We start from the raw sequence: 17,579 nt of genomic DNA, 5'->3' as shown, positions 1-17,579 counted from the left end.
TCCGAGGGTGTGGCGAAGCGGACCACCGGACGCAAGTAATCTGGTACAAGCACTGCGCGACACGTGGTGCTCGAATAGCGTGACACTGGTCGACGGGAGACCCCTGCCGGCCACGCGAGGACTTGGAGGACACATGACCCGGATCGTGATCATCGGTGGCGGACCCGCCGGCTACGAGGCGGCACTGGTAGCCGCGCAGCACGGGGCCACGGTCACCCTGGTCGATTCGGACGGCGTCGGCGGTGCGTGTGTGCTGTTCGACTGTGTCCCGTCGAAGACGTTCATCGCGTCCACCGGAATCCGCACCGACATGCGTCGTGCATCCGACCTCGGCATCACTCTGGATCCGGAGCAGGCTTCGGTGTCACTGCCGAAGATCCACTCCCGAGTCAAGAGTCTCGCGTTGTCCCAGTCCTCGGACATTCGCGCACGGTTGCAGACGGTAGGCGTCGAGGTTCTCTCCGGCACCGCCGAACTGACCGATCCACTCCTCGGCATGGCAGCACACCAGGTTCGCGCGACGCTCGGAAGCGGCGAGCAGAAGACCATCGACGCAGACGTCGTGTTGATCGCCACCGGCGCCAGCCCCCGCATCATCCCGGGAGCCGAGCCCGACGGTGAGCGAATCATGACGTGGCGCCAGCTCTACGACTTGGACGAGCTTCCCGAGCACCTGGTCGTGGTCGGTTCCGGTGTCACCGGTGCCGAGTTCGTCTCCGCGTACACCGAGATGGGCGTCAAGGTCACGCTCGTGTCCAGTCGCGACCGTGTTCTGCCCGGCGAGGATGCCGATGCGGCGCTCGTGCTCGAGGACGCCCTCGCCGAGCGAGGTGTCACCCTCGTCAAGCACGCCCGCGCGGACGCCGTCGAGCGCACCGAGAAGGGCATCGTCGTCAAGCTCTCCGACGGCCGCACGGTCGAAGGAAGCCACGCTCTGATGACCGTCGGTTCCGTCCCCAACACCAACGGTCTCGGCCTGGAGCGGGTCGGCATCGAGTTGGACAAGGGTGGATACCTGCGTGTCGACCGGGTCTCGCGCACCACGGTTTCCGGTATCTACGCTGCCGGTGACTGCACCGGACTGCTCCCGCTCGCGTCGGTGGCTGCGATGCAGGGACGTATCGCGATGTACCACGCACTGGGTGAAGGCGTCAGCCCGATCAAGTTGAAGACCGTCGCGTCGGCCGTCTTCACACGCCCCGAAATTGCAACGGTGGGTGTTTCGCAGGCAGCGATCGACAACGGAGAGGTGCCTGCGCGGACCGTCATGTTGCCGCTCAACACCAACCCGCGCGCCAAGATGTCCGGTTTGCGTCGCGGATTCGTGAAGATTTTCTGCCGCCCGGCTACCGGCGTGGTCATCGGCGGTGTTGTGGTCGCACCCACTGCTTCGGAATTGATCCTGCCGATCGCGATCGCCGTACAGAACAACCTGACGGTCAACGACCTGGCGCAGACGTTCTCGGTGTACCCGTCGCTGACCGGATCGATCACCGAGGCTGCTCGTCAGCTCATGCGTCACGACGACCTGGACTGACAACCGACCAGAGTCTTCTTACAATGTGGGAACTCTGTTTCACATACTGAAGTATTGGTGGGATAGTCGAGATACCGACCGAATCAAGGGTCGGTATCTCGGCGCTCTCCCGCCCCGTTGACCCAGGACGGCTCAGGGTGTTTTTCCTCTGACCTTCATTCTGCGTGCCTGGGAGCTTCATATGACACACGCCGCGCTGTCCGCTCGCATGGACGGACTCCGTAGTTCTGCAATTCGCGATCTGCTCACCCTGACTGCCCGGCCCGACGTCATCAGCTTGGCCGGCGGACTGCCCGATCCCGATTTCATTCCGCGGGAGCGAATCTCGAAGGCAGCCCACGACGCACTCGGTGACCCCTCGTCCGTTCAGTACGGCGAGACCTCCGGCCTGCTGCGCCTCCGTGAGGTGATCGCCGAGCGCGAATCATCCAAGATCGGGCGGACACTCGACGTGTCCGAAGTCGTGATCACCCACGGTTCTCAGCAAGGTTTGAGCTTGCTCGCGCAGGTCCTCCTCGACGCCGGTGACGTCGTGGTCGTGGAGGAACCGGCATATACCGGTGCGCTGCAGGTCTTTCGAACGGCGCAGGCCCGTCTCGTTCCCGTCCAGCTCGACGAGGACGGAATGGACACCGACGCGCTCGAGACGAAACTCGACGCCGGTCTTCGGCCCAAAGTTGTTCACACCGTGAGCAATTTCCACAACCCGCGCGGCGCGGTGCTTTCGGCGCAGCGGCGAGCGCACTTGGCGGCACTGGCGGACCGATACGGGTTCTGGGTTCTCGAGGACGACCCGTACGGCGAACTGTACTTCGGCGAGAAACCGCCCGCACCGCTGGCGGCGTTGTCGGACAGGGTGATTCGGCTGTCCAGTGCTTCCAAAGTGTTGGCACCGGCGCTGCGCGTCGGCTGGCTGCACGGCGACCGAAAGGTCTGCGAGGCGGTCGAACTGATCAAGCAAGGCGCTGACCTGTGCGGGTCTTCGCTCACCCAGCAGATCGCCGCAGACCTCTTCTCCGACGTCGAATGGTTCGACGCGCATCTCGACGTGCTTCGAGCGGGGTACGGCGCGAGGGCGAAGACGTTGGTCACGGCCGCCGAGACGGAATTGAGTGGGCGTGCACGCTTTTCCGAGGTCCGCGGCGGGATGTTCTGTTGGATGGATTTCCTCGACGACGTCGACACCACCGAACTCCTGGGTGCCGCGCTCGCGCATGGCGTGGCATTTGTCCCAGGTTCGGCCTTCGCGGTCGAAGCGGACCTTGGTCGAAGCGCTCGACTGTGTTTCGCGACGTATCCCGAAGCGGTGCTGGTCGACGCCGTCGGCAGGCTCCGGGACAGTGTCACCGCAGGTACAGCCTGACTTTGTCGATAGTGTTGCGGAGCAGATCGATCTCCGTACCGGACGGTGGGGTGGTGACGGTGACGTGGTCGGCGACGGCCAGATCCCATCCCGTCGCCTCTCGCACCTGATCGACCGAGATGCCTTCGTGGACACTGGTCAGCTCCAACTCGCCGCCGGGGCCCTGGTGTGTCAGGACACCGAGGTTGGTGAACACCTTTGTCACTCCTGCACCTGCCGGCATGATGCCCTTTCCGCTGGCGTGGGCGCGGGCGGGGCTGGGTGAGGTGCAGAAGTCGAGCGCGGCCGGAAAGGAACTGAGGTCGTGGCGACGCATCACGACGAAGATCTCGGCCGCGTTCGCGATGATCTCGACGGCCCCGCCTGCTCCGGGCAGTCTGACCGTCGGGTTCTTCCAGTCACCGATGAAACTTGTGTTCAGGCTTCCCGTTCGATCGATTTGAGCGGCCCCGAGAAAACCGACGTCGACGTTGCCACCTTGCAGGACATAACCGAAGAGTGCGGCCATACTGAGCACGGATTCGGCGCCGGAGACCACGACGGAGTCGGCGATACCTTCGGCCATCGCCGACGGATGCGCGCCGCACACTCCGGATTCGTAGATCAGTTCTACGTCCGGATTCGACGTGTGGCGCGCGAGATCGACTGCGAGCGTGGGGAGCCCGACTCCGGCGAAGACCCGGCGCTTACCCGCCAACTCGCGTGCCGCGACGGCGACGATCGTTTCGGTGGAGGTGGTGTTACCGCTGACAATCGTGGTGGTCACAGTCTGCTCCCGTAGTCGACAGGTGTGGAGAGTTTTGATCCGACCTCGAGATCCGACCAGTAGTCAGCTCCGAGCTTGGCGAGATATTCGTCGTGATCGCCGAGTGTGTACACCCACTCGTCGAGCCAATTTCTCAGCAACGAAGGGTCTTTGGAAATCTCGGTCCAGCGTCGGTAGAAGCCGCAATCGCGGTCGTAGTATCCCTGTGCGTACGACGGGTGCGCGCCGCGCGGGCAGACGACAACCGCGTCGACGGCGTGCGAGGGAATCAGAGTTCGGCTCGGATCTGACCTGATGACCTCGTCGTCGACAAGCTCTTCCACAACGACGATCGCCTTCTTCGCGGCGTACACGGCCTCTTGCTGCACCCCGGCGATGCCCCAGATCTGTGCGTTCCCGGACGTGTCCGCTCGCTGTGCGCCGATGATCGTCACATCCGGATTCAACGGCGGCACAACGTAGACGCTCCCGCCTCCGTACGGATCCTCGACGAGTCTCAGTTGTGGGTTGAGTGCGGGTAGATCACTACCTGCGTACGACCGCAGCGGGAAGAAGGGAAGTCTGGCCGCTCCCGCCTGATACCGGCACACCATGCCGTAATGGCTGTATTCCTCGACTTCGAGGGGGAGCGGGTCCTGGTTCTCGATGCGTCTGCGTAACTCGTACAGAGAACCTGCGGAGCCGCTGGCGAAGAACGAGGCAACCAGCTTTCGGACGCAGCCGGCGGCGACGAGTTGATCGGAAACGATGTCCGGCGTCATCCGGCAGAGGGTGAGGTCCCTTCTGCCCTGCCGGATGATCTCGTGTGCCGCGGCAAAAGGAATGAGATGCGAAAATCCCTCCAGCGCAACGGTCATCCCGTCTTCGACGTATCGGCCGACGGCCTCTTTCATCGAGAGGGTCTTGTCCACGTGTGTACCTCTTCTTGTTCTTTCGCGCACTCGGTCGGTTTCGGAACTTGACATGTTCGGCCGGTGTGGCGCAACAATGTCGGGTGGAAATTCATCAGATCAACGCTTTTCTCGCGGTGGCTGAGGAGCTACATTTCGGCCGTGCGGCGCAGCGGCTTCGGATTGCGCAACCGCCGCTGAGTCGAACGATCAGGCAATTCGAGAAACAGCTCGGTTCGCCGTTGTTCGATCGGAGCACTCGAACTGTGCGGCTCACTGCTGCCGGTGAAGCGCTGCTGCTTCCGGCGCGCGAGATTCTGGACGCGTGCCGGATGGCCGAGATCGCGGTCTCTGCGGCAGGCAAGGGAACGACAGGTCGCGTTCGCCTGGGTTTCGCGGGGACTTCTTCGCATCTGCTCGTCGGGCGGTGGGCGAAATTGGTGAGAAAGACCAATCCCGGTATCGAATTCGTGCTCGACAGTTCTGCTTTCGCGAACGAGGCGTTGTTGATGCTGCTCGATCGACGACTCGACATCGGGATGGTGCGGTGGACCGTACCGCCGCTCGGGATCACGTCGAGATTGATCGCCGAGGAGAACTTTCTGGTGGCCATGTCCAAAGACCACCCGTTGGCGTCGAGGGACTCGGTTCGGTTGATCGAATTGGAGTCCGAGAATTGGGTGACGCTTCCGGCGGAGCCAGGTTCGATTCTGCGGGAGTCTCTGCTCACTGCCTCGAAGAACGCAGGGTTCCTGGCTCGAATCGTGCAGACGGCACCGGATTCGATGTCGTTGATCGCGCTGGTGTCCGCGGAAATCGGATGCTCGTTGACCATTTCCTCGGTGGCCCAGAGCATCGTGAATCCTGATGTTGTCTTTGTTCCGGTCATGGACCCACCTCCTCCTCTTCAACTGCGTATCGCCTGGCGAGAGGGAGACGACAGACCTGCTCTTCTCGAAGTGTTGAAATTGTCCGAGCAGGCGCTGCCGTCCCTGGCCTAGACGGTTGCCCGACCGGTAGGAATCTCACCCGCTTCGGACTTCGGCGAGTTCGCAATATCGACAAGAGTGTTTTCGAGTTCGAGTTCGTCGTAGTCCGCTTGTTCGGCCGTCGAGAGTTCGCCCGCGTTGTAGCCTGTACGTCGGAGCAGGAGCAGGGTGCAGATCAGTGAGACAAGGGCGTACAGCCCGGATACGATCGCGACCCCGACGATATTGCCTGACGTGTTGAGCATCCACTGCGCCAGTACGGGAGTTCCGCCGCCGACGACAAGGGAACACAATTGGTACGCCGTCGACAGACCGGTGTAACGGATGTTGGCGGGGAAGGCCCGAGCGAGAACGCCGGCGATGGCGCCGTAGAACATCGAGTGCGGGATCGTGGCCAGACACATTGCGACGACTGCAATGGTGAAGTTCCCGGTTCGGATCGCGAAGAACATGGCGGGCATGAGGACGAACTCCGGTATCACCATCAGGCACATGGCTTTTCGCATGTCGATCTTGGAGACCAGGACGGCACCGAAAGGTTGGACGATGAACTGCACGACGAGCGCGATCGCGATGGCGGCCAGGAAGGTTCCTCGATCGTATCCGAGTTCTTTTGTAGCCCAGGACAATGCGAAGGTGTTCTTGAAATAGGTGACCTGGGCGAGGGGGAGTGCGCCGGCGCCGAGGAGAACCAGTACCCAGTGCTTGCGCAAGACTTCGGCGAGCGGAAGCTTGACGACCTTCTTGCGTGCGAGAACGGCCTTCATCTCGTCCGACTCTTCGAGTTTGAGGCGAATGATCATCCCGAGAATGACCAGCACCGCCGAGATGATGAACGGGATGCGCCATCCGTACAGGAGGAACGACGGCGTCGGCATCGAGGATAGAAGGAAGAACGCGATGGTGGCCAACAGATTTCCGGCGGGTGAGCCCTGTTGGGCGAACGCGGAGTAGAGGATGCTCTTGCCCTTCGGGGCATTCTCGCTGGCAATGAGCACTGCGCCGCCCCACTCGCCACCGACCGCGACTCCTTGGATGACGCGAAGGGTGACCAGACCGATCGGCGCCCAGATCCCGACCTGTGCGTAGGTGGGGAGGAGTCCGATGCCTACCGTGGCGACACCCATCATCATCAAGGTGATGACGAGAGTGTTCTTGCGTCCGATCCGGTCGCCGAGGTGACCGAAGATGATCCCGCCGATCGGCCTGGCGAGGAAGCCTGCCCAGAGTGTGATGAAGGCGAGGAGAGTGCCGACTCCGTTCGGGAGAGTGTCGGAGAAGAAGATGTCGCCGAATACCAGGGCAGCGGCAGTGCCGTAGATGTAGAAGTCGTACCACTCGATAGTGGTTCCGATGAACGAAGCGATACCGGCTCTTCGCGCCTTGGCGTTGATCTCCTCGGAACTGCGAGTGGGTGAACTCATGCGTGGCGACCTTTCTCTGCAACATTCGCGGCGCCGAAACGTGGCGTGCCTGAATGAGATTCGCAGAGTGGTGTAGGTCACGTCCAATACCAACTTGGTCGCCTATTGATACCTCAGGAGTATCAATAGACGACCATGATCAGCTCTTCCGGTATGGAAGGATCGGGTGATTACTCGGACCAGTTGTACGTCCGCTCGACGGCCTTGTTCCACTCCGCGTACAGCCGTGACCTTTCGGACTCGTCCATCGCCGGTTCCCAGGTTTGGCCGACGGCCCAGTTGTTGCGGATGTCTTCGGTGTCGGCCCAATAACCGATGGCGAGGCCCGCTGCGTATGCAGCACCGAGAGCTGTCGTTTCGTTGACCACCGGGCGGATGACGGGAACTCCGAGGATGTCCGACTGGAACTGCATCAGGGTTTCGTTGACCACCATGCCGCCGTCGACCTTCAGTGCGGACAGTTCGACTCCCGAATCCGCTCGCATGGCGTCGATGACCTCGCGGGTCTGGTATGCCGTCGCCTCGAGCGCTGCGCGGGCCAGGTGTCCCTTGTTGACGAAGCGCGTCAGACCGACGATGACACCCCGGGCATCCGGTCGCCACCGAGGTGCGAACAGCCCGGAGAACGCGGGCACGAAGTAGGCGCCGCCGTTGTCATCGACACTTGCGGCGAGCGGCTCGATGTCCTTGGCGTTCTGAATGATTCCGAGATTGTCCCGAAGCCACTGGACCAAGGAACCCGTCACGGCGACGGAACCTTCGAGTGCGTACACGGCAGGGGCTTCGCCGAGTTTGTAGCAGACGGTCGTCAGTAGTCCGTGCTTGCTGTGCACCGGCTTCGTGCCAGTATTGAGAAGCATGAAATTGCCGGTGCCGTAGGTGTTCTTGGCTTCACCCTCGGAGAGGCAGGCCTGGCCGAATGTGGCTGCCTGCTGGTCACCGAGGATTCCGGCGACCGGCACACCGGCGAGATTGCCGCGTGGACGTCCTGTGCCGTAGACCTCTGAGGAACTACGGATTTCCGGGAGCATCGACATCGGGATTCCGAAGTCTGCACAGATCGATTCGTCCCACTGGAGGGTCTCGAGATCCATCAGCATCGTGCGTGACGCATTGGTGACATCTGTCACGTGGACGCCCTCGGTCAGGTTCCACACGATCCACGTGTCGACAGTGCCGAAGCACAATTCGCCGGCCTCCGCTTTTGCTTTCGCACCGTCGACGTTGTCGAGAATCCAGCGGATCTTCGGCCCGGCGAAGTAGGTCGAGAGTGGTAGTCCGGTCTTGTCTCGATACTTGTCCGGACCCTCGTCGCCGCCCAGTTCGACACACAGTTGATCCGTGCGCGTGTCCTGCCACACGATCGCGTTGTAGATCGGCTTACCCGTCGAACGTTCCCAAACGACGGTTGTCTCACGCTGATTCGTGATTCCGACGGCAGCGATGTCGGCCCGCGTGAGATCGACCTTCGCGAGAGCGCCGGCCACCACCTCCCGAGTGTTGATCCACAGCGCCACCGGATCGTGCTCGACCCAACCTGCTCGCGGGAAAATCTGCTCGTGTTCTTTCTGCGCAACGCTCACCACGGCGCCGTCGTGATCGAAGATCATGCAGCGGCTCGACGTCGTGCCTTGGTCGATGGCGGCGATGTATTGATTCACTGTGCTCCTAGGTTCGGGCGTGTTCGCAGTAATCCGTGCGCTGTCGCAGTATGTGGATCAAGCTACTAGCCTGTAAACGGATTCGTCGTCGACTTACAGGAGACCGGGTTGAGTAAGCAGCAAGGTGCGCAGTTTCTCGGCCCGCAGCAGCGCGAAGCTGCTTGGGAACAACTTCAGACCGAGCAATTCGACGTCGTCGTGGTGGGCGGTGGTGTCGTCGGTGTCGGAGCGGCCCTCGATGCGGCCACCCGCGGGCTGAAGGTTGCGTTGGTCGAGGCCCGTGACTACGCATCCGGTACGTCCAGTCGCTCGTCGAAGATGTTCCACGGCGGTCTCCGCTATCTCGAGCAACTAGAATTCGGCCTCGTTCGTGAGGCGTTGCGTGAGCGCGAACTCTCGCTGACCACGCTCGCTCCGCACCTGGTCAAGCCGCTGAAGTTTCTGTTCCCCTTGGCTCACCGAGTGTGGGAACGCCCGTACATGGCCGCGGGAATCTTCCTCTACGACCGGATGGGCGGCGCCAAATCGGTCCCCTCCCAGAAGCACTTGACCCGGGCGGGCGCACTGCGCATGTCGCCGAGCCTCAAGCGCAGTTCACTGACCGGTGGCATCCAGTACTACGACACCGTCGTCGACGACGCTCGGCACACCATGACCGTTGCACGGACCGCCGCCCACTACGGCGCGGTTGTCCGAACGTCGACGCAGGTCGTGGGATTTCTGCGTGAAGCGGACCGGGTCTCGGGAGTTCGTGTTCGCGACTGCGAAGACGGCCGTACCGCGGAGGTCAAGGGTCACGTCGTCATCAATGCAACCGGTGTCTGGACGGACGAAATCCAGGCCCTCTCACGTCAGCGCGGACGGTTCCGGGTGCGAGCGTCGAAGGGCGTACACATCGTCGTCCCGCGCGATCGCATCGTCAGTGAAGCCGCCATCATCCTGCGTACCGAGAAATCGGTGCTGTTCGTCATTCCGTGGGGCAGTCACTGGATCATCGGCACCACGGACACCGACTGGAACTTGGATCTCGCTCACCCAGCGGCAACCAAAGCAGATATCGACTACATCCTCGGCCACGTGAACTCCGTCCTGGTCACGCCGCTGACGCACGCCGACATCGACGGTGTCTACGCAGGCCTGCGTCCGCTGCTTGCCGGTGAGAGCGACGAGACGTCGAAGCTCTCGCGCGAGCACGCCGTTGCCCGTGTGGCTCCAGGCCTGGTCGCCATCGCCGGTGGAAAGTACACGACGTATCGGGTCATGGCGGAAGACGCCGTCGATGTCGCAGCAGAAGACATTCCGGCGCGAGTGGCGTCGTCGATCACGGAGAAGGTGCCGCTCGTCGGCGCCGACGGATACTTCGCGTTGATCAATCAGACTGTGCAACTGGGCGAGCAGTACGGCTTGCATCCGTATCGCGTCAAGCACTTGCTCGACCGCTATGGTTCACTCATCACGGAGGTCCTCGAACTCGGCCGACAGACGCCGGAGTTGTTGCAGCCCATCACAGATGCCCCCGATTACCTTCAGGTCGAGGCTGTGTACGCCGCCGCGGCCGAGGGTGCATTGCACCTCGACGACATCCTGGCTCGCCGCATGCGCATCGCAATCGAGTACCCGCATCGTGGTGTCAACTGTGCGCAACAGGTTGCCGGATTGGTTGCCCCGATTCTCGGTTGGGATGCCGCCACCGTCGAGCGCGAGGTCGACACGTACCGAGCGCGCGTCGAAGCGGAGATCGAGTCGCAGACCCAGCCGGACGACGAGTCGGCCGACGCCTTGCGCGCCGCAGCGCCGGAGTCTCGGGCCGAGATCCTCGAACCCGTCGTCGTGGTGCCGGATCGGGTCTGAGTCGCCCGTCGTTTGTTCTCGGTCTGTCGCGGGTAGGCGGATGTCGAATCACCACCCGTGTCAGCACAGACCGGTCGAGCGTCGCCCAGGAGGATCCCAATGTTCGGTAGTCGGTCGAGATCTGCTGAGGAACACATAGCCACTGCTTATCTGGTCACTCACCTGTGCGGAGCGATGGTAGGGCTGCAACTCTCGCGGTCACTCTCGGACTCGTACGGCGCGTGGGCTGACGGTGAGCTGGACTCGTTGCCGGGTGAGCTCGAGTACGAGATCGAGCAGCTGCTGCAACTGATCGAGGACACCCAGGGCATATCTCTGCCGCGGTACTCCAAGATCGACGCGACGGTCAATCGGATCAGGCGCCTCGTCCATGTCGACGCCATCTGGCGCAACCGTCTCGTGAAGCTGGCAACTCTCGAGATCATGCGGACCGCTCTGTGCGGCAAGAGTGCGATGTGGGAGGTCCTGAGAGACATTCCGGCCGGGGAGACGGAGGAGCAGTACCGCGAGCTCAACGACCTGGTGTCCAAGCAGATCACCACCGTGACGGCTCTGCATCACCGCGCGGCCACGGAAGCTTTTCAGGGGACGGACGGGCGGGAATCGGCGAGCGGCGGCGACCCCATCCGCTCGAGTAAGTAAGGTTTGTACCGTTCGGTGAAGAATTCGATGAACGGTAGACCCCGAGGTGTATGGAGATGGCTGAGCGCGACCAAGCACTGACAGAACCCACGGCAGTGTTCGCGGCGTTGGCGGAGATCCTCTACTCCGCAGCAGACAGCGCCGAGGTGTACTCCGCGATCTGTTCGGCGGCTGTCGAGTTGATTCCCGGTTGCGATCACGCAAGCCTGATGCTGCGACGGGGAAACACCAACGTCACGGTAGCGGCAAGCGACGAGATCGCCGAGTATGCAGACGATCTCGAACGTGCGACTGGCGAGGGGCCGTGCATCGACGCCCTCGACACGGAGGCGCCGCAGCTCGAGTCAGATCTTCGCACTCCGAATCAGTGGCCCGAGTTCGCTCGGAAAGTAGTGGCAGAGACACCCATTCGTGGCTCGATGGGGTTCCGACTGATGGTCGATCGTCAGAAGTTCGGTGCCCTCAACCTCTTCTCCGACACTCCGGGAGCATTCACGGAAACTGTTGCCGACCACGCGATCATGTTGGCATCGTTTGCATCCGTGGCCGTCACCGCGCTGAACCGAGGAGAGGATGCCGACTCGCTGCGGCGAGGTCTGGCGAGCAGTCGCGAAATCGGTCAGGCCGTCGGTCTGCTGATGGCATTGCATCGGGTGTCCGACGACGAGGCCTTCGACATTCTGGTGCGAACCTCGCAGAACATGAACGTCAAGATCGCCGAGTTGGCGCGCAAGGTCATCGTCCAGCATCGTTCGACTCTGGACTGAGCGCTTCGTTCGCCCCGGGAGAGCCGAGGAGTTGAGATCGCTTGCGATCCACCGTCTCTCGAAGTGCCGTCACCACCGCTGCGACTTCCGGTCGGCGCAAGGATTCAGAACGAGCCACCAACCAGTACGAAAGTCTGACTTCGATGTGAGCCGGCAGCACGCGAATCAGATCGTCGTGCTGCTCGGCCATGAAGCAGGGGAGCAGGCCGATGCCGGCACCCGCGCGCGTTGCCTCGATGTGGACGAACACGTTGGTGGACGTGACGGCCTCGCGCATGGAAACCGTGAGCTTGCGGGCCAGATCGAGTTCGTCGACCTGCAGCATCGAGTCGATGAAATACACGAGCGAGTGTTCGGCCAGCTCTTCGGCACTTTCGGGCACTGCATTCTGACGTAGATACTCTCGGGAGGCGTACAAACCCAGCGCGTAGTCGGCCAGATGGACGGCCTCGGCGCGGTGAACTTGAGGTTTGCCGACAACAACCTCGATGTCGAGCCCCGAGCGTATCTGCGACGCCTTTCTGGTCGCGACGACTATCTCCACGCTCACGCGAGGATGGCGTCTGCGAACCGCTGCGCCGGCGGGGGCCGCGATGTATGCGCTGAAGCCGTCGGTGGCCGAGACCCGCACGACGCCGTCGAGTTGCTGCTGACCGGTGGAGTCGAGTGCCAGTTCGTTCACCGCGGCCTCGATGCGCTCGGCCGCGCTGAGGGCTTGTCTGCCCAGGTCGGTCAACTCCCAGCCGCCGGACGAGCGGACCAGTACACGGCCGCCGAGGCTCTTCTCGAGCGAGGCGATGCGGCGCGAAATGGTGGTGTGGTTGAGGCCCAGGTCGTCGGCGGCGGTGTTGAAGCGGCCGGTGCGACCGACCGCGAGAAGCACCAGTAGGTCGTCCGGGCTCAGTCCGAGTGTCATATCTGCATTTTTGCACCTGTATGGTGCGAGATTTGTCATTGTCGTGCTAAGAATCTGCACCGATACTCATCGAGTCACAAAAAATGTGCGAGCGGTCACATTCCTGATCGTGAAGAGCAGGCGAATCGCGAACTGAAGACGAGGGAGTCCACGATGAGCGTCGACAACATGCCGAAACCCGAGAGCCAAGCCCCACCATCGGGGCTGAAGAAGGTGGTCGGCGCCTCGATGGCGGGCACCGTGGTCGAGTGGTACGAGTTCTTTCTGTACGGCACGGCGGCCACTCTGGTCTTCAGCAAAGTCTTCTTTCCTGGCGGCGGCAACGAGCTGGATGCGATCATCGCGGCTTTCATCACCTACGCCGTCGGATTCGCCGCCCGGCCACTCGGCGGAATCGTCTTCGGATATTTCGGAGACAAGTTCGGCCGGAAGCAGTTGTTGCAGTTCAGTTTGCTGCTGGTCGGTGCCGCGACCTTCCTGATGGGCTGTCTACCGACATACGGTCAGATCGGCTACTGGGCGCCGGCACTGCTGGTCACGCTGCGCTTCATCCAAGGATTTGCTGTCGGCGGCGAATGGGGTGGGGCGGTACTCCTTGTCGCCGAGCACAGCCCGAATCGATCTCGCGGGTTCTGGTCGTCCTGGCCTCAGGCCGGCGTGCCGATGGGCAACCTGGTGGCCACTGTCGTGCTGTTGATCCTGACGTCGACGCTCTCGGACGAATCCTTCATGAGTTGGGGCTGGCGCGTTGCCTTCTGGCTCTCCGCGGTGATCGTTCTGGTCGGGTACTACGTTCGGACCAAGGTCACCGACGCTCCCATTTTCATTGCGGCGCAGAAGGAAGCAGAACTGGTCAAGGCAACCTCGTACAGCGTTTTCGAGGTGGTCAAGCGTTACCCGCGCGGAGTGTTGACCGCGATGGGCCTGCGTTTCGCCGAAAACGTCATGTACTACCTCGTGGTGACCTTCTCTATCACCTACCTCAAGGTCGTCGTTCATGCGGACACGGCGCACATCCTCTGGTGGATGCTGATGGCACATGCCGTGCACTTCGCAGTGATTCCGTTGGTAGGCAAACTGTCCGACACGATCGGTCGACGCCCGGTGTACATGATCGGCGCCGTCACCGCTGGAACATGGGGATTTTTCGCCTTTCCGATGATGAACAGCGGGCACAATGCAGTCATCTTGTCGGCAATCATCATCGGGCTTGTGTTCCACGCGTTCATGTACGCCGGCCAACCCGCGATCATGGCCGAGATGTTCCCGACCCGGATGCGCTATTCCGGTGTCTCCCTGGGATATCAGGTCACGTCGATCGTGGCAGGTTCACTTGCTCCGATCATCGCGACCGGACTGCTGAGCAAGTTCGACTCCTCGGTCCCCATCGCGATCTATCTCCTGCTGGCATCCCTGGTCACTATCGTCGCAGTCGTTTTCGCGCGGGAGACCAAGGGAATCTCGCTCGAGTCCGTCGATGCTGCCGACGCACGAGTGCTCGCCGACGAGCGGGCCGGTGTTTCCGCATGACGCTCTCCGGCAAAACGGCACTGGTCACCGGTGGTGCCAGCGGTATCGGCGAGGCGTGTGCTCGACTCCTTGCCGCCCGCGGCGCCCACGTCACCGTCGCTGATCTCGACGACGTCGCTGCGAAGGCGCTGGCCGACGAGATCGACGGCACTGCGTGGGCCGTCGATCTCCTCGACACCGACCAACTCGTGGATCTGGCACTCGAGACGGACGTACTTGTCAACAACGCCGGCATTCAACGGGTCAGTCCCATCGAGGATTTCGACGTCGAGGACTTCCGGAAGATTCAACGCCTCATGGTCGAAGCGCCGTTCCTCCTGGTCAGAGCGGCCCTGCCGTACATGTACCGCAAAGGATTCGGGCGCATCGTCAACATTTCCTCGGTCCACGGGCTCCGCGCTTCGGCATTCAAGAGTGCGTACGTCACGGCAAAGCACGGACTCGAAGGCCTGTCGAAAGTTGTTGCGCTCGAGGGTGCCCCACACGGTGTCACCAGTAACTGTGTCAATCCGGGCTACGTCCTGACACCACTCGTGCGATCCCAGATCTCCGACCAGGCAAAGGTTCACGGAATCAGTGAATCCGAGGTTGTCGAGAAGGTGATGCTCACTGAGAGCGCGATCAAACGGATGGTCGAGCCCGCAGAAGTGGCATCGCTGGTGGGGTGGCTGGCATCGACCGAGGCGTCGATGGTGACGGGGGCTTCGTACACCATCGACGGCGGGTGGAGCGCCAGCTAGATCACTGGGGCTGCTGTGTTGTTCAAGCTGCCGGGTTCAGGCTTCGGGAATCTCGATTCCGAACTTCTCGCGGGTGATGACCTCGGGTTCGGGACCGCCGCGAACTCCGGTGTCGAGTGCGTCGATTGCGGAGAGTTCTTCGGCGGTGAGTTCGAAGTCGAACACGTCGAAGTTCTCCGCGATCCGCGAGGGAGTCACCGACTTGGGGATCACCTGGCGGCCCTGCTGGAGGTGCCAGCGCAGCATCACCTGTGCAGGCGACTTGCCGTGAGCGGTCGCGATGGCGCCGATGGTGGCGTCCTCGAGGGTCGAGCCGTGGGAGCCGTCGCGGTAGAACGTGATTCCGCCGATCGGTGACCATGCCTGAGACAGAATCCCGTGATCGGCGTCGGCCTCGAGCAAAGTCGACTGCCTGAAGTACGGATGAACCTCGATCTGGTTGACCGCCGGCACCACGGACGTTGCGTCCAGGAGTCGGGTGAGGTGATCCGGCATGAAGTTACTGACTCCGATGGCGCGGACCTTGCCGTCGGCCAGAAGCGTTTCCAATGCCCTGTACGCGTCGATCGTGCGCTCGAACTCGCTCGGCAACGCCTGATGGAGGATCAGGAGGTCGAGTTGTTCGACACCGAGTTTGCCTGCGCTCTTGTCGAAGGCATGCAGAGTCTCGTCGTATCCGTAGTCGGTGATCCAGACCTTCGACTCGACGAAGATGTCCGCGCGATCGAGTCCGGATCGCCGGATCGCCTCACCGACGCCCTTCTCGTTGCCGTAGGCCGCGGCAGTGTCGATATGGCGATAACCCGTCGACAGCGCGGACTCGACGGCGGCGAGTGTTTCGTCCGGCGGCGTCTGGTACACCCCGAAGCCAAGCGCGGGGATGTCGACGCCGTTGTTCAGTTTCAGACTCGGGATGCTCATGTCGTCCACGGTAGCGGCGGCCGGGGGTTCGGCGGGAGTGACTGCTCAGCCGGGTAACGGCAGTACCTCCCTCGACCGGCAGTACTTCAGCTCGGTTGGCAGGTGCCGCCGATGGGTAAAGCCTGCGCTCGTTCGCCTACCCAGCGGCCGATGTCGCTGAGCATCGCAGTACCGTCGGCGAAAGTGCCCGAGTCCGGCTTGGCTGCGATGGCGACAGCGAGTTGTCCGGTGCCGCTGCTGATGATCCCGAATTGGCGGACCAGATAGCCGCCGTCGTCGTCCGGCCCCCACCCACCTTTGAATCGAGCGGCTGGGATCACTCCCAGGCCCCACTGTTGGTCGGGGCTGATGCTGCCCATGAGCCCGAAGACTTCGGTGGCGTCGCTCCGGCATGGCAGGGTGGCGGCGAATTGCGCTTGGACGGCAAGTGGCCATTGTGTTTGACCGAACGAGCTGAATTCTGGTCGTAGCGTGCGTGATTCCACGGTGGTGGACATATCGCCGGAGGCCACGAGGACTGACTCGACCTTCGCTGCGGCAGTGGTCGGATCGCCGAGGCCTCGCCACAGTTCTTCGGCTGATTCGTTGTCGGAGGTGGTGATCGCCTGCTTGACCGTTGTGAGTTCTGTGTTGTCGGGTTCGTGGAGGGCTGCGATGGACAGTGGGACTTTGATGGTGGACCAGGCGACTCCGTTCTGCCACTCGCCGGCAACGAGTGACTGACCTCCGCCGACGGGCACGAGTGCGATACCCACGGCGCCGCCGAGGGTGTTGCCCAGGGCCTCGAATCCGGCGAGCGGGCCGACACCGTTGCCCGGAGCGGCAGGAGTCTCTGTCGGCTCCGGTGGAACGACGACGATCTCGGTGATCGTCTCGACCTTCTCCGACGACTCGTCTCGCGTCGGAATCGTGCAGCCCGCGAGGGCTGCTGCAGAAGCAGTGGCGAGTGCAACCGCCAGGAGTCGTCGGCGCGTCCCGCTACGAGCCTCGACGCACTGCTCAATAGACATAGACCACCGCGTTGTTTCCGCCGGTACACGTGACGACTTTGTTGCCGGCGCAGTTCATCGAGTACCGAGTTCCCGTGACCGGACTGACCGCGCTGATGGAGACCGGGCCGCCGCGTCGACCCTGGCTCACGTACTGGTAGCGCACTTCTTCGGCGAACTCACAGGACGTCACGCTGGTGCCGACGGCGGACGTCGTGAATTCGTTGTTCGAGAACACCGATCCACAACGCGCTGCGCTGGCAGGGACCGACTCGTTGGGCGCGGGTGTGACGACGCCGTTCTGCGGCGCGGCCGCAGGTGAGGTGATCACCACGGTTTCCGTGCGTGCGGTGTTCTCGTCGGAATTGTCGTTCAAGACGAGAGGGAGAACCCATACGTAGACCACGACGGCGACGAGTGCGACTGTGACAACTCCCAGTAGGACCCACAGCCATGCATACGATTTCGGCGGGCGGGGAGGCATCGGCGAATATCCAGTGCCTTGACCGTATGGGGGCCGGGGCGGGGTGTAAGCAGGCTGATGTCCCGAGTACGGAGCCTGACCGGGTGTGATGCCCGGCGGCGGAGGAGGG

General features: G+C 62.4%; 16 protein-coding genes. 8 read left to right on the top strand and 8 right to left on the bottom strand.

Annotation, left to right across the window (positions count from 1 at the left end; all coding sequences use genetic code 11):
- Positions 1-133 precede the first annotated feature (133 nt).
- Positions 134-1,537, top strand: a complete 1,404-nt coding sequence (locus P3G66_RS07890; protein ID WP_003940987.1) for an NAD(P)H-quinone dehydrogenase — start codon at positions 134-136, stop codon at positions 1,535-1,537.
- A gap of 181 nt (positions 1,538-1,718) precedes the next feature.
- On the top strand, positions 1,719-2,900 hold the full coding sequence (locus tag P3G66_RS07885; RefSeq protein WP_276116370.1) for a PLP-dependent aminotransferase family protein: 1,182 nt from the start codon (positions 1,719-1,721) through the stop codon (positions 2,898-2,900).
- On the opposite strand, the gene P3G66_RS07880 is transcribed toward P3G66_RS07885, so the two are convergent.
- Both P3G66_RS07880 and P3G66_RS07875 read right to left on the bottom strand, forming a co-directional pair.
- Positions 2,881-3,666: a 3-oxoadipate--succinyl-CoA transferase subunit B gene (locus P3G66_RS07880; RefSeq protein WP_003940707.1), complete on the bottom strand. Its 786-nt coding sequence runs from the start codon at positions 3,664-3,666 to the stop codon at positions 2,881-2,883. The two genes, P3G66_RS07885 and P3G66_RS07880, sit on opposite strands and share 20 nt — an antisense overlap.
- A complete protein-coding gene (locus tag P3G66_RS07875) occupies positions 3,663-4,577 on the bottom strand; it encodes a CoA-transferase (RefSeq protein WP_231915041.1) in 915 nt (304 codons plus the stop codon). Before P3G66_RS07875 ends, P3G66_RS07880 begins: the two co-directional genes overlap by 4 nt.
- A gap of 83 nt (positions 4,578-4,660) precedes the next feature.
- Here P3G66_RS07875 and P3G66_RS07870 point away from each other — a divergent pair, with 83 nt between their 5' ends.
- Positions 4,661-5,557, top strand: coding sequence for a LysR substrate-binding domain-containing protein (locus tag P3G66_RS07870; RefSeq protein WP_030535055.1), 897 nt, complete (start codon positions 4,661-4,663; stop codon positions 5,555-5,557).
- Here the strand turns inward: P3G66_RS07870 and P3G66_RS07865 are convergent.
- Positions 5,554-6,969: an MFS transporter gene (locus tag P3G66_RS07865; RefSeq protein ID WP_042449618.1), complete on the bottom strand. Its 1,416-nt coding sequence runs from the start codon at positions 6,967-6,969 to the stop codon at positions 5,554-5,556. The genes P3G66_RS07870 and P3G66_RS07865 overlap by 4 nt on opposite strands.
- 170 nt (positions 6,970-7,139) lie before the next feature.
- Positions 7,140-8,630, bottom strand: a complete 1,491-nt coding sequence (glpK, locus tag P3G66_RS07860; RefSeq protein WP_042449616.1) for a glycerol kinase GlpK — start codon at positions 8,628-8,630, stop codon at positions 7,140-7,142.
- Between the two features lie 108 nt (positions 8,631-8,738).
- Between glpK and P3G66_RS07855 the strand changes: the two genes are divergently transcribed.
- The 3 genes from P3G66_RS07855 to P3G66_RS07845 all read left to right on the top strand — a co-directional run bounded on the left by P3G66_RS07855 (position 8,739) and on the right by P3G66_RS07845 (position 11,890).
- Positions 8,739-10,481 (top strand): glycerol-3-phosphate dehydrogenase/oxidase, encoded by a 1,743-nt coding sequence (locus P3G66_RS07855; protein ID WP_003940825.1) that lies wholly within the window; start codon positions 8,739-8,741, stop codon positions 10,479-10,481.
- A gap of 174 nt (positions 10,482-10,655) precedes the next feature.
- Entirely contained in the window at positions 10,656-11,123 is a 468-nt protein-coding gene (locus P3G66_RS07850) for a hypothetical protein (protein ID WP_228232568.1), read from the top strand.
- A 50-nt stretch (positions 11,124-11,173) separates the two neighbouring features.
- Positions 11,174-11,890, top strand: coding sequence for a GAF and ANTAR domain-containing protein (locus tag P3G66_RS07845; protein WP_030535052.1), 717 nt, complete (start codon positions 11,174-11,176; stop codon positions 11,888-11,890).
- Here the strand turns inward: P3G66_RS07845 and P3G66_RS07840 are convergent.
- Positions 11,859-12,806: a LysR family transcriptional regulator gene (locus tag P3G66_RS07840; protein ID WP_042922131.1), complete on the bottom strand. Its 948-nt coding sequence runs from the start codon at positions 12,804-12,806 to the stop codon at positions 11,859-11,861. The genes P3G66_RS07845 and P3G66_RS07840 overlap by 32 nt on opposite strands.
- A 153-nt stretch (positions 12,807-12,959) precedes the next feature.
- Here P3G66_RS07840 and P3G66_RS07835 point away from each other — a divergent pair, with 153 nt between their 5' ends.
- Together P3G66_RS07835 and P3G66_RS07830 are read left to right on the top strand one after the other, a co-directional pair.
- A complete protein-coding gene (locus tag P3G66_RS07835; RefSeq protein ID WP_003940819.1) occupies positions 12,960-14,336 on the top strand; it encodes an MFS transporter in 1,377 nt (458 codons plus the stop codon).
- On the top strand, positions 14,333-15,076 hold the full coding sequence (locus tag P3G66_RS07830) for a 3-hydroxybutyrate dehydrogenase (protein ID WP_054188164.1): 744 nt from the start codon (positions 14,333-14,335) through the stop codon (positions 15,074-15,076). Before P3G66_RS07835 ends, P3G66_RS07830 begins: the two co-directional genes overlap by 4 nt.
- A gap of 36 nt (positions 15,077-15,112) precedes the next feature.
- Here the strand turns inward: P3G66_RS07830 and P3G66_RS07825 are convergent, their stop codons facing one another.
- From P3G66_RS07825 to P3G66_RS07815, 3 genes are all read right to left on the bottom strand, one after another.
- Positions 15,113-15,997: an aldo/keto reductase gene (locus P3G66_RS07825; RefSeq protein ID WP_058226546.1), complete on the bottom strand. Its 885-nt coding sequence runs from the start codon at positions 15,995-15,997 to the stop codon at positions 15,113-15,115.
- Positions 15,998-16,083: 86 nt separating this feature from the next.
- Entirely contained in the window at positions 16,084-17,007 is a 924-nt protein-coding gene (locus P3G66_RS07820) for a hypothetical protein (protein ID WP_030535049.1), read from the bottom strand.
- Positions 16,997-17,470, bottom strand: a complete 474-nt coding sequence (locus P3G66_RS07815) for a hypothetical protein (protein ID WP_007727281.1) — start codon at positions 17,468-17,470, stop codon at positions 16,997-16,999. The genes P3G66_RS07820 and P3G66_RS07815 overlap by 11 nt, the downstream gene beginning before the upstream one ends.
- Positions 17,471-17,579 lie beyond the last annotated feature (109 nt).

The organism is Rhodococcus sp. C3V (assembly GCF_029269915.1).
GTDB classification, from domain to species: Bacteria; Actinomycetota; Actinomycetes; order Mycobacteriales; family Mycobacteriaceae; genus Rhodococcus_F; species Rhodococcus_F qingshengii.
The sequence above is the reverse complement of the archived record's forward strand: the minus strand, read 5'-3'. Positions and strand labels throughout refer to the sequence as shown.